This window comes from Pseudomonas sp. BAV 4579 (assembly GCF_009765395.1).
GTDB classification, from domain to species: domain Bacteria; phylum Pseudomonadota; class Gammaproteobacteria; order Pseudomonadales; family Pseudomonadaceae; genus Chryseomonas; species Chryseomonas aestiva.
On sequence record NZ_WHOV01000186.1, the window covers coordinates 1 to 12408 of the forward strand.

Below are 12408 nucleotides of genomic sequence, written 5' to 3' on the forward strand. Positions count from 1 at the left end.
GAGCGCCAGCGCCGCGCTGCCGCCCTGGTGGAGCGGGTCGGGCTGCCCGGCGATACCCTGCAGCGCTTCGCCCACGAATTTTCCGGCGGCCAGCGGCAGCGCATCGCCATCGCCCGGGCGCTGATCGTCGAGCCGCAGGTGCTGGTATGCGACGAACCCACCTCGGCGCTGGACGTCTCGGTGCAGGCGCAGATCCTCGATCTCCTGCGCGAACTTCAGGTGGAACGGGGCCTGGCCTATCTGTTCATCACCCACAATTTCGGCGTGGTCGAGTACCTGGCCGATCGCATCGCGGTGATGGACGGCGGTCGCATCGTCGAACAGGGCAGCGCCGAACGGGTGCTGCGTGCGCCCGCTCACGCCATGACCCAACGCCTGCTGGCCGCCGTGCCGCGCCTGGATTTCGGGAACCCGCCATGAATTTTACACCGCGCATCGCCCTGGCCGACTTCGAGCTGGTCTGGCCTCAACCGCGCCTGGCCGAGGCTTTCGCCGAGGCGCTGAACTGGAGCTATGCGGAGCATCGCCGCTTCCTCGGCTGGGCCCGGGAACACACCACGGTCGCCCAGGCCCGCGACAGCCTGCTCGCCGCGCGCGGTGCCTTCACTCTGGCCCAGGGCGAGAAACGCTACTTCCTGGTGCGCGGTGACGTGTTGCTCGGCTGCCTGGGGCTCACGCCACTGGACGGCGGGCGGCGCTACGAGATCGGCTACTGGCTGCACAGTCTGCATACCGGGCAGGGCCTGATGACCGCCGCGCTGCGCTACTTCGTCGAGCAGCGCGGCGCGGCGGGGCTCTTTCTCACCACCTCGGCCGCCAACCACTCCAGCCAGCGCCTTGCCGAACGGCTGGGCTTCCGGCGCGTCCGGGTACTGGAAAACGATAGGGAAGGTCCGGACGGGCAGCGCTGCGCCACCTGGGTCTACGACTTGCCGCCGCAGGTGAAGCCATGACCACCCTGAGCGTTCCGCTGCAGTATCCGCCCCGCTTCGCCGTGACCGAGGCGGTGGAACTGATCGACCTGACGCTGGCCGATCCCGCCGTGGTAGCCGACTACTACCGGCGCAATCGCCAGCACCTGGCGCTGTCGATGCCGCGGCGCTCCGATGCCTTCTATACCCTGGCGCAGTGGCGGGGGCAGGTAGCGGCCTACCGCGCCGGCGGCCCGGGCCTGAGCGAATTGCGCCTGGTGCTGCGGGCGGGGCCACTGGTGATAGGCACGGTGAATTTCAGCCAGATGGTTCGCGGCGGTTTCCAGGCCTGCTACCTGGGCTACGGCCTGGATGCAGCCTGGCAGGGACGGGGGCTGATGCGCCAGGCGGTGCGCCTGGGGCGGGACTTCGTCATCGCCGAGCTGGGCCTGAATCGGATCATGGCCAACCATCTGCCGGAGAACGCCCGCAGCGCTCATCTGCTCCAGAGCCTCGGCTTCGAGCGCGAGGGCCTGGCGCGGCGCTATCTGGAGATCGACGGGGTCTGGCGGGATCACGTGCTGACCAGCTATGTCCGTCCCGCCCCCTGAATGAAAACCGGCGGCACCTGGCCGCCGGACTTCCCTCAGACCCGCGCCGCAGTGACCGCAGCCGAGCCCCAGGTGGTGCGCCAGCGGCGCTTGACGCTGAGCAGGCCGAACCAGGCGAGCACGCCGAGGGCGGCGAACAGCCAGAGACCCAGCTGATAGTCGCCGGTAGCCTGCTTGACCGCACCCAGGCCGGCGGTGAGGGCGAAGCCACCGATGCCGCCCGCCATGCCGATCAGTCCGGTCATGACGCCGATTTCCTTGCGGAAGCGCTGGGGCACCAGCTGGAACACCGCGCCATTGCCGGCACCCAGGCTGAGCATGGCCACCACGAACAGGGCCAGGGCAGCCATGGCGCTGGGCAGGTGGAAGCCCACGGCGGCGATGCAGATGGCCGCCACGGTGTACATGCCGAGCAGCGCGCGGATGCCGCCGATGCGGTCGGCCAGGGCGCCACCCAGGGGCCGCATCAGGCTGCCACCGAAGACACAGGCCGCGGTGTAGTAGCCGGCAACCACCGGTTCCAGGGCATACTGGTCGTGGAAGTAGCCGGGCAGGGTGCTGGCGAGGCCGAGGAAGCCGCCAAAGGTCACGCTGTAGAAGAACATGAACCACCAGCTGTCCTGGTCGCCTAGGGCGCGGCCGTAGTCCGCCAGCTTCTTCGGTGCCGGGCGTTCCGGGGCGTTGCGGGCACAGAGCATGAAGACCACCAGGGTCAGGATCAGCGGGATCAGCGCGAAGCCGAACACGTTGGTCCAGCCAAAGGCCTTGGCCAGCGCCGGGGCGAAGAGGGCGGCGAATACCGTGCCGGAGTTGCCGGCGCCGGCGATGCCCAGTGCCTTGCCCTGGTGCTGCGGCGGATACCACTGGGAGGCCAGCGGCAGGGCCACGGCAAAGGAGGCGCCGGCGAAACCGAGGAACAGGCCCAGCACCAGGGTCTGCTCATAGCTGTGCACGCCGTGCTGCCAGGCCACCAGCAGCGCCAGGATCACCACCACCTGGCCGATGATGCCGGCGGTCTTGGGTGACAGTCGATCGGCGACGAAACCCAGGATCAGGCGCAGGACAGCGCCAGCGAGGATGGGCGTCGCCACCATCATGCTGCGCTGCTGGGTGGTCAGCTGCAGGTCGGTGGCGATCTGCACGGCCATGGGGCCGAGCACATACCAGACCATGAAGCTCAGGTCGAAGTAGAGGAAGGCGGCGAACAGGGTCGGCGCATGGCCGGCTTTCCAGAAACTGGGACTCATGGAGGCACCTCGGGTACGTCACGGGCATGAAAAAGGCGCCAGTCACCCTTGCCCGTTGCCGGGAGGTGAACTGACGCCTTTGTCGATTGGGGTGACCGCCGTTGGCCACCGCTACCCAGGTCTTTGCAAGAGCGAAGCCAAGTTGAGTAAGCCCAGTGTTAACAGGTGATCGCGATATTGGTAGCGTCTGAATCGGTCAAGGCGCTGCACAAGGATTGAGCGCCGTCACGGCGGGTTGCCCCTTGTTGGCGCTTGTGAAGAAGTAGTGTGGGCTAGGTTGGATCGCGGCCATGGGCCGCTCCTACGGATACAGCAGCGTCTGTAGGAGCGGCCCGTGGCCGCGATAATACGCTCAATGCCTTACGTCCATTCGGTGTATTGCCTGCACCGCCACGCACTGATGGACAGGGCAGTACGCCGACAAGGCGGCTCCGGATGGTTACTTCGCGTACTTGGTCTGCAGCGCCTTGGCTTCCTGGAGGTGGTGCTCCAGCGTCGGCAGGGTCTTTTCGGCGAAGGCCTTGAGCGCGGCGTCATCGCCGGTCTTGGCTTCGTTGCGGAAGATCTCGATGGTCTGCTCGTGGGCCACGACCTGGTTGTTGGCATAGGAGCGATCGAAGGAATCGTCACGCACCTGCAGGATCATGGCCTTGGCCTTGTCCATCAGCTCGGCGTCGGTGGAGACTTTCAGCTTTTTCTCCTGGGCCAGGCTCTTGAGCTGCTCGTTGGCCTTGGTGTGATCGTCGATCATGCTCTGGGCGAAGGTCTTGATGTCCTGGGACTGGCTCTTTTCCAGGGCCAGCTTGCCTGCTTGGATTTCGGCGATGCCCTTGGCCGAGGCGTCGTCGACGAATTCGGCCGGCGACAGCTTGTCGGCGGCCTGGGCCAGACCGGCACCGGCAGCCAGCAGGATGGCGAGGGACAGGCTGGAGGCTTTCTTCAGCATGGGCGTCATGGACGTGCTCCTGATTTTCTGGGCAGTAAGGGAAGGGCGTCACCGGCTGGCAGTGAGCGCACCTGCAAAATGGGACCTGCCTAAAAAGTCATACGTTCCCTGAGGAAAGCGTGCGAAGCCAGATCAGGTGCGGCTTACGCTTGCGCGAAACGCTTCGTAGGCGTCGAAATCGAAGCGCGTCGCCGAGACGATCTGGCTCTGTTTCAGGGTCAGGTAGATGTCCTTGCCCTTGTCCGCATAGTGGGTGGTGAAGGTCACCCAGAGTTTGTCCTTGTCGCGGTAGCCACTCATGATCGGCTTGATGCAGACGTCCTGGTCGGCCCCTTCGGTTTCGCTCGGCTCGCCCAGGGTGGTGATGCGACCGACATACACCTTGCGCTCTTCCAGGGTCAGCATCAGCGTCTCCTTGTTGATGGAGGCGGTCATCAGCAGATCGTCCAGCGGACTGTCCTTGAGGATCCCGGCGAGGATGAAGGTACGGTAGTTGTCCTCGCTCAGGCCGTACTTGCGCTTGATGGTCCAGCGCGCCAGCGCGGCCCAGGCACCGGGGATCAGCAGGGCGGTCACCGTCACCACCAGGATCCAGGCGGCCTGCAGCGGGTCATCCAGGGTGCCGGTGCGCCGCAACAGCTCGGCGAGACCGGCGAAGTAGTCGAGAGAAAAGATCCGCGCGCCCCACGACCAGCTGCGCCCCTGCAGGACTTGGGCGATGCCCAGGTGCAGGATCACGGCGAGCAGGGTGCAGAACAGGCCGAAACGGGCGCTCTGCAGATAGAGGTACTGGCCCTCGTAGCGGTGCAGGCGATAGAAATAGAGCGGATGCTTGTGGCGGACGAGAAAGCCACTGACCAGGATCGGCAGGAGCAGCAGGAACATCAGCGGTTGATGAGCCGCCGGGCGCGGTCCAGGTCTTCCTTGAATTCGGGGGAGTCGAAGACCTCCGCCGGATCGATGCGCAGGGTACCGCGGCCGACCACGCGCATGGACTTGTAGGAGTTGTTGATGCTCGCGGCCAGCTTGAGATCGTCGGCGGAGGGCGATTTGAGCAGGTTGAACAGGCCTTTCAGCATGACAATATCCTGGGGATGCACTAGGCGCTTATAGCTTGGAACACCCGGACTGACAAGAATTCGCCGCGCCGCCAGTCGACGGCGCGGCGAAGACTCAGGCCGGCTCGACGCCGGATTTGCGCGGGGCCGCCTTGGGCAGCAGGCCGTCGGCGCGGAACATCTGCTTGATGCCACGCACCGCCTGACGGATGCGGTCCTGGTTCTCGATCAGGGCGAAGCGCACATGGTCGTCGCCATAGTCACCGAAGCCCAGCCCCGGCGAGACGCAGACCTTGGCCTCGGCCAGCAGCTTCTTGGCGAATTCCAGCGAACCCAGGTGGGCATAGGGCTCGGGAATCTTGGCCCAGACGTACATCGACGCCTTGGGATTCTCCACCATCCAGCCGGCTTCGTGCAGGCCACGCACCAGCACGTCGCGGCGCTGCTGGTACTGCTGGGCGATGTCGCGCACGCACTGCTGGTCGCCTTCCAGGGCGGCGATGGCCGCCACCTGCAGCGGGGTGAAGGTGCCATAGTCGTGATAGCTCTTGATCCGCGCCAGGGCGGCGACCAGCTCGGGATTGCCGACCATGAAGCCGATCCGCCAGCCGGCCATGTTGTAGCTCTTGGACAGGGTGAAGAATTCCACCGCGATGTCCTTGGCGCCGGGCACCTGCATGATGGAGGGCGCCTGCCAGCCGTCGAAGACGATGTCGGCATAGGCCAGGTCGTGCACCACCAGCACGTTGTAGCGCTTGGCCAGTTCCACCACGCGCTCGAAGAAATCCAGTTCCACGCACTGGGCGGTGGGGTTGGAGGGGAAGCCGAGGATCATCATCTTCGGCTTGGGGATGCTCTCGCGGATGGCCCGCTCCAGTTCGGCGAAGAAGTCCATGCCCTGCACCAGGGGCACCGAACGCACCTGGGCGCCGGCGATCACCGCGCCGTAGATGTGGATCGGATAGCTTGGATTGGGCACCAGCACGGTGTCGCCGGCATCCAGGGTCGCCAGCATCAGGTGCGCCAAGCCTTCCTTGGAGCCTATGGTGACGATGGCTTCGCTGTCGGCATCGATTTCCACTTGGTAGCGATCGCGATACCAGTGGGAGATGGCGCGACGCAGACGCGGAATGCCCTTGGAGCTGGAATAGCCGTGGGTGTCCTCGCGCTGGGCGACCTGGCAGAGCTTCTCGACGATGTGCGGCGGGGTCGGGCCGTCGGGATTGCCCATGGACAGGTCGATGATGTCCTCACCGCGACGGCGCGCGGCCATCTTGAGTTCGGCGGTGATGTTGAAGACGTAGGGGGGCAGGCGATCAATGCGCGCAAAGCGGCGCACGGGACTGGAGTCAGTCATGCGTTCCTCGAAGTACGTAAGCGCCCGGAACCGTCCGAGCGACGTGGGTCACAGGAGGTGACCTGCCGCGGACATTAGCCGCAGGTCGCTGCGCTTGTCGAGGAAAAAATCTGACGGGTCCGCGCGGCCTGTCTCAGCCGAGCAATTCGCTCATGGCGATGATCTGGTCCGCCACCTGGATCAGCTTCTGCTGCTTGCTCATGGCCTGGCGGCGCATCAGGGTATAGGCCTCGTCCTCGCTGCAACCGCGCATCTTCATCAGCAGGCCCTTGGCCTGGTCGACCTTCTTGCGCTCCAGCAACTGTTGCTCGCGGGCCTGGAGTTCGGCGCGCAGGGCCTGGTCGGTCTCGAAACGGGCGCGGGCCACATCGATGATGGCCTGCAGGCGGCTGGTCTGGATGCCCTCGACGATGTAGGCGCTGACCCCGGACTGGATGGCCCGGCGCATCACCGCCGGGTCGTGCTCGTCGGTGAACATGACGATGGGGCGTGGCCGGTCGCGGGTGACCAGGCAGACCTGTTCCATGACGTCGCGACCGGGTGACTGGGTGTCGAACAGGATGACGTCCGGCCGCAGGGCCTCGATGCGCGCGGGCAGGTCGATGGTCAGGCCGGATTCCTCGATGACCTCGAAACCGGCCTCGATCAGCGCGGCCTTGAGACGGCCGACCCGCTTGGGGGTGTCGTCGATGAGCAAGATGCGCAAGGTCGTTCTCCCTAGTGATCGCTGAGCGCGTGGATGGCGAAGCTGCGGGCATAGCCGGCCGGATCGCTGCCGTCCCAGGTGCGACCGTCGAACAGGATGCTGCTGCGCCGGGTCGGTGGTACCGCCAGACCGAGGTCGGTGGCAGCCTGCCGGTACAGCTCGGTGCATTGCACGGCCTCGGCGATGGCCAGGTAATCCGGCTCCTCGCGTAGCAAGCCCCAGCGGCGGAACTGGGTGAGGAACCAGAGGCCATCGGAGAGATAGGGCGGATTGACCGTGCCCTGGCGATGGAAGGCTAGGGGGTGCTCGTCCTCCCAGTGACCATCCAGGCCGTCTTCGTAGTGACCGAGAAAGCGCTGGGCGAGCAGCGCCGGGTCGGTATCCACATAGTCGGCACCGCTGATCAGCTGGGCGGTGCCCAGGCGATTCTCGCGACTCTCCTCGATGAAGCGACTGGCGTCGAGTAGGGTGCGGATCAGCGCCCGGGCGGTGTTGGGATAGCGCTCGGCGAAGCTGCCGGTGCAGGCCAGTACCTTTTCCGGGTGGTCCGGCCAGATGGCCTGGGTGGTGGTCAGGGTGAAGCCCTGGCCGCGCGCCACGGCGGCAGCGCCCCAGGGTTCGCCGACGCAGAAGCCGTCGACCCGGCCGGCAGCCAGGTGCTCGGGCATCTGCGGTGGCGGCACCAGCGCGGTACGCACGTCCTTGAGGGGATGGATGCCCTGGGCGGCCAGCCAGTAGTAGAGCCAGAAGATATGGGTGCCGGTGGGAAAGGTGTGCGCCAGGGTCAGCGGCCTGGCATCCGGCTGGCGAATCCGCTCGACCAGGGAGGCCGTGTCCCGGACGCCTTCCCGGGTCAGGCTGCGCGCCAGATTGAGACTCTGGCCGTTCTGCGCCAGGCTCATGAGCACCGCCATCGGCGTGGCGGCGGCGCCGCCCAGTCCGAGGTGGGCGCCATAGACCAGGCCATAGAGGCAATGCGCGGCATCGAGCTGGCCATTGAGCAGGTTGTCGCGCAGCGCCGACCAGGAGGGCTGGCGGTGCAGATTGAGCGTCAGGCCATGGGGTTCGCCAAAGCCCTGGGTCGCCGCCACGATCAGCGAGGCGGCATCGCTCAGGGGCAGGAAGCCCAGATTGAGCTCGGGCTTTTCCGGGGCATCCGAACCCGCGACCCAAAGATGCGCGGCGTGGGGGGAAGGCTGGGCAGGCATGGGGTCTCCGGCGACTGACGGACGTCCAGGCACCGCTTTGTGCACCGCTGTGGACGTCTCGGCTAGGGCCTGCACCATTTTGGTGACAGGCACGGCACCATCACCGGGCGTTCTCACGGCCACGACGCCTGCCGGACAGCGCCTCTGCGGCGGTCCGCGGCGCGGCGGGAGAAGGGGCGCCGGCTGAGGTCTGCCGGAGCAGGGGCAAAACCCGCGCCAAGTCACGGGTTGCCAGGAGAGGATTACTTCTGCGGGATCAGTAGCAGGCGATCACGGCCATAGACGCGCTCCAGATTCTGCGGCTGCAACGGCAGGCTCTGGTATTGGCCGCGGGTCCAGCCCTTGCCCGGGGTGCCGGCCTGGCTCGCCTGCAGCGGCTCGGCCAGGCCGAAGTCCACCACCAGACGCAGCACCGGCGCCAGCCAGGCCTGGTCATCGCCGCCCCAGTGGCTGGCGGTCAGGTCCAGGGTCGAGCCGTCGCCGCCACTGGCATTGCCATCCAGGCGGTGCAAGCGGCCCCACTGCCAGGCGGCGCGATCGCTGCCCAGCTTGGCCTCGCAGGTTTCGACGGCCCCGGCCAGCGCGCGGGCGAAGATCGCCGGCTTGTCTTCCCGGGCAGGCGTGCCGACGTCATCCCAATAGGGGCTGTCGTCACGGGCCAGGAGATGATCGACGATGGCGTTGTAGCCGGTGTCGCTGAGGGTGGTGAAGGCCTGCCAGGCGGGGCTCTTGGTGCCCCCCAATTCATCGGCGAAGGTCTTTTCGGCCAAGGCCTGCAAGAAGGCCTCGTAGAGCGCCGCATCCGCGGAGCCGGCGGCCAGGCGACCGTCGAAGCCCTGCAGACGGCGCAGGGCTTCTTCCGCCTGCTGGCGCTGGGTGGCCGGCAGGGCGGCGATGGCCTGGCGCAGCGGCGCGGCGAAGCCGGGGGCATTGAGCTGGGTCTTGAGCTTGGCGGCCAGGGTGGTGGTCTGGTCCTGCTGCAGGGCCATGGCGTCGCGGGTATCGAGGCGCGCCGAGCGCCCGGCCAGTTGCGCCAGGCGCTCCTGGCGCTCGGGGCCCGACCAGTTGCTGGACAGCTGCATGCCGTAGCCACGCGGCACCACGCGCTGGTTGGCGGCGCCCAGCCAGCCCTGGGCCGGATCCTGATCGTAGGGGTGCAGCATGGGATCGGCGTAGCCATCCCAGGCATAGCGCTCGTCCCAGCCGGGCGAGGGCAGCAGCCCCAGGCCGCTGCGGCGATTGGGATAACGGCCGGTCACCTGCCAGCCGACATGCTCGGCATCGGCGAATACCAGATTCCAGTCACTGGCGCGCAGCTCGCGAGCCAGTTCGAAGGCGCGCTCCACGTCCTTGGCGCGGGTGAGGTCGAAGAGGGCATCCAGGCTCTTGTCGGCTTCCAGGCGACTGCTGCGCAGGGCCAGGCCGTAGCCGTTGGCGTCCGGCGCCAGGGCCAGATTCAGCAGCGGACCGCGCGGACTGGTGTAGAGGGTCTCGCGCCGCGGCTTTTCACCGCGGACGAAAAAGGTCTCCACCCGCTCGCCGGCCGGCTGCCACTGGCCGCCGCTCTGCACCTGCAGGCGACCGCCCTGGCGCTGCAGGCGTTCGAGGTAGAGGTCCTGGCTGTCGCCCATCAGGGTCGCGGCACCCCAGGCCAGCTTGCCGTTGTAGCCGTCGAGCAGCAGCGGCAGGCCGGGCAGGGTGGTGCCCACGGCCTCGAAGCGCGGCGCCCTCAGGGTCACCAGGGTGAAGGGCGATTGGCCGGCAAAGGCGCTGACCTTGTCGACGCCGAGCAGGCTGCGACCGCTGCGGGTATGGCCCGGGGTGGCCGCCCAGGCGGTACCGGTGGGGCCACCGAAGGGGGCGAGCACCGCCAATTGCCGCTGGACCTGCAGCAGGGCGTCGAGTCCGGGCAGCTGGCCGCGCAGATTCAGGCCGGGCAGCTTGACCGTCTCCTCCTCTGGCAGGGGTTCGTCGGGGGAGGTGGGCAAGAGCCAGGCCAGGCGTTCGGGACCGACCTGGGCGGCCAGGGCCAGCGCCGCGGTTTCCTTGCGCAGGTCCACCGCCTGGGCGAAGTTGAGCAGTTCGAAGAGCAGCGCGCTGTCTTCGGCTTTCCAGTATTCGGCGCGGTAGTCGTGGCCATTCAGCGCGACCCGCTCGCCGGCGCGATAGAGGTAGGCGTTGACCCCCCGGGCATAGACCTCAAAGAAGGTCTTCATCCGCGGCGAAGCGTTGCCGTAGGCCACCTGGGCGGCCTTGCGCAGGTTCACGGCACGCATGAATCTGTCGCTGTCCAGGCGGCTTTCACCGTAGGCCTCGGCCAGCCGTCCCTGGGCCAGCAGGCGCAGCTCGACCATCTGTGCCAGGCGTTCGCTGGCGTGGACGTAGCCGAGGGCGAAGAGGGCATCGTGAAAGGTGGTGGTCTCGATCAGCGGCTGGCCGTCGGCATTGCGGCGCACCGAGGCGGTCTGCGCCAGACCGCGCAGGGGCAGGCTGCCCTTGAGTTGCGGCTGGCCGCGGGGCGACGGCTCCTCGACGAAGTACTGGCAGCCGGCGAGGGCGGTCAGCAGGCCGAGGGTGGCGAGGCGCAGCGGCGCGCGCGAGCGAAGCGGGAGAGGCGAGACCATGGACAGCGGACACTCCGGGCGGATGGATGCGAACGGGTGGCTACGTTAGCAGGGTCCACCGGGGGAGCAAGCCTCGGGCGAGGGGTGGCGTCTGGGCGCTGCCGACAGGTCATCGGGAAAGGCACCTGGCGCGGCACCAGACCGCTCAGCGCAGCGCCATCCAGATCAGCAGCGCGGCCTGGAACAGGCAGAACACCGCCAGGCAGCCGATGGCGAATCTCAAAGAGATGTCGTCACGACGATAGAGGGCAACGCGGTCCTCCAGCTGGCGCAGACTGGCATCGCGCTCGTCGATCACCCGGTCGCACTGTTCCAGCAGGGTGGCGCCGTCCAGCAGCGACAACAGCTGGACCTTGTCGGCGTTCCAGTCCTCGCGCAGCTGGCTGACCCGGGCTGCCCGGCAGAGCTGCTGACGTTCGTCGTCCGCTGCGGTTTCGATGGTGAAGCCCTGGGCGCCGAGCACGTGGTCGCGGCGTTTGCGGCTCTCTTCGTCGAGGGCGTCGCGGCGCGCCAGGGGCAGGTCCTGTACTCGGTAGTGGTTCCAGCGCAGGCGCGCCCAGGCGGCCGCCCGGGCCAGCAGGAAGCGGCCCAGACCGCGTTCTTCCGGCTCGATCTGCAGGCCGCGTTCGGGGCCCAGGCGGATTTCGCCGAGGCGATGGTCGACCCAGACCTCCAGCACGTTCACCTCGCGATGCAGCAGCTGACCGGGAATCTGCACCGTCAGTCGCAGCAGGCTTTCCTCGTCGCCATGGCGCTCGACCAGACCGAGTTGCACGAAGCGCAGCGGGCGCACGCCCACCCGCCGATCCGCCGGCTGCGGCATCAGTCGCAGCAGCTGGAAGCGCTCGGGCGGCAGGCTGGCCCAAGGATGGGGCTCATGGGGGACGGCTTCGACGGCCGGCGATGCGTGATCGGGGGTTTCCACGGTGGGACTCCAGCTGGCGCGCCTCCTGGGCGCCTTTGCTGGCTTATCGGCCAGGGTGCGGGGAACCTGAGCGCGCAACGAAGGCGCTCACGCGCTCGACCAGCGCGCGGGCCAGTGGCAGGTTGGAATTGTCGTAAGTGGGCAGTTGCGCCTGGAGGTCCGCTGGGGCGATGCGCAGCACGTGGTTCATGCCGGGAATGATCGCCAGCTCGGCATCCGGCTTGGCCCGCTGCAGAGCGCGGGCATCATCCACCTCCACCTGAACGTCATGGGTACCCTGGACGATCAGCGCCGGGGCGTGGATGCCGGCGAAGGCCTTGGCCGGGTCCTGGCGGAACAGCGAGATCAGATAGGGCTGGACGCTGGGGCGGAACAGCACCAGCAGCTCCTTCGGCACCTCGGGCACCGGCGTGCCGCGCAGCAACTGGTCGATGATCCACTGGGCGCTGGCCAGGCCGGCGGGCGACAGCTTGCCGGCCAGCTGCTCGCGCAGCACCACGTCGATGGGCCGGCCGCTGCCGGCCAGGGTGACCACGCCGGCGACCGGCACCCGGTCGGCGGCCAGGCTGGCGATCAGGGCGCCTTCGCTGTGACCGAGCAGGATCACCTTGGAAAAGCGCGGATCGGCGCGCAGCAGCCGGATCCAGCCGACCAGGTCGTCGACATAGCGCTCCACGCTGAGACGACTCTCGTCCGGCTCGGCGCTGCGACTCTCGGCCACCCCGCGCTTGTCGAAGCGCACGCTGGCGATCCGCTGCCGGCCCAGGGCCTCGGCCAGACGCTGCAGAGCGGCATTGCGGGCGCCGGGGGCGTTG

At 67.7% G+C, this 12408-nt stretch carries 13 protein-coding genes; 3 read left to right on the plus strand and 10 right to left on the minus strand.

From position 1 onward, the window contains the following. From GSQ95_RS24350 to GSQ95_RS24360, 3 genes are all read left to right on the plus strand, one after another. The coding region (locus GSQ95_RS24350) for an ABC transporter ATP-binding protein (protein ID WP_158973952.1) at positions 1-420 on the plus strand (420 nt) is incomplete at its 5' end. Then, entirely contained in the window at positions 417-953 is a 537-nt protein-coding gene (locus tag GSQ95_RS24355; RefSeq protein WP_158896984.1) for a GNAT family N-acetyltransferase, read from the plus strand. The genes GSQ95_RS24350 and GSQ95_RS24355, both read left to right, overlap by 4 nt. Next, on the plus strand, positions 950-1522 hold the full coding sequence (locus GSQ95_RS24360; RefSeq protein WP_158896983.1) for a GNAT family N-acetyltransferase: 573 nt from the start codon (positions 950-952) through the stop codon (positions 1520-1522). Before GSQ95_RS24355 ends, GSQ95_RS24360 begins: the two co-directional genes overlap by 4 nt. 35 nt (positions 1523-1557) lie before the next feature. On the opposite strand, the gene GSQ95_RS24365 is transcribed toward GSQ95_RS24360, so the two are convergent. The 10 genes from GSQ95_RS24365 to GSQ95_RS24410 form a co-directional block, all read right to left on the minus strand. Beyond that, positions 1558-2769 carry a NarK/NasA family nitrate transporter gene (locus GSQ95_RS24365; protein WP_158896982.1) on the minus strand — a complete coding sequence of 404 codons (1212 nt, stop codon included), beginning with the start codon at positions 2767-2769 and terminating at the stop codon, positions 1558-1560. A gap of 439 nt (positions 2770-3208) precedes the next feature. After that, entirely contained in the window at positions 3209-3724 is a 516-nt protein-coding gene (locus GSQ95_RS24370; protein ID WP_158896981.1) for a DUF4142 domain-containing protein, read from the minus strand. Positions 3725-3847: 123 nt separating this feature from the next. After that, positions 3848-4600, minus strand: a complete 753-nt coding sequence (locus GSQ95_RS24375) for a hypothetical protein (protein ID WP_178118499.1) — start codon at positions 4598-4600, stop codon at positions 3848-3850. Then, on the minus strand, positions 4600-4794 hold the full coding sequence (locus GSQ95_RS24380) for a hypothetical protein (RefSeq protein ID WP_017642174.1): 195 nt from the start codon (positions 4792-4794) through the stop codon (positions 4600-4602). Before GSQ95_RS24380 ends, GSQ95_RS24375 begins: the two co-directional genes overlap by 1 nt. Before the next feature lie 94 nt (positions 4795-4888). Then, complete coding sequence (gene alaC, locus GSQ95_RS24385; RefSeq protein ID WP_158896980.1) at positions 4889-6130, minus strand: alanine transaminase; 1242 nt, start codon at positions 6128-6130, stop codon at positions 4889-4891. A 133-nt stretch (positions 6131-6263) separates the two neighbouring features. Beyond that, positions 6264-6836, minus strand: a complete 573-nt coding sequence (locus GSQ95_RS24390) for an ANTAR domain-containing response regulator (RefSeq protein ID WP_158896979.1) — start codon at positions 6834-6836, stop codon at positions 6264-6266. 11 nt (positions 6837-6847) lie between these two features. Further along, a complete protein-coding gene (locus GSQ95_RS24395; RefSeq protein ID WP_158896978.1) occupies positions 6848-8044 on the minus strand; it encodes a CmpA/NrtA family ABC transporter substrate-binding protein in 1197 nt (398 codons plus the stop codon). A gap of 242 nt (positions 8045-8286) precedes the next feature. Then, positions 8287-10668 carry a penicillin acylase family protein gene (locus tag GSQ95_RS24400; RefSeq protein WP_158896977.1) on the minus strand — a complete coding sequence of 794 codons (2382 nt, stop codon included), beginning with the start codon at positions 10666-10668 and terminating at the stop codon, positions 8287-8289. Between the two features lie 145 nt (positions 10669-10813). Continuing rightward, positions 10814-11593 (minus strand): hypothetical protein, encoded by a 780-nt coding sequence (locus tag GSQ95_RS24405; protein ID WP_158896976.1) that lies wholly within the window; start codon positions 11591-11593, stop codon positions 10814-10816. Between the two features lie 43 nt (positions 11594-11636). Then, the coding region (locus tag GSQ95_RS24410) for an alpha/beta hydrolase (RefSeq protein ID WP_158973954.1) at positions 11637-12408 on the minus strand (772 nt) is incomplete at its 5' end.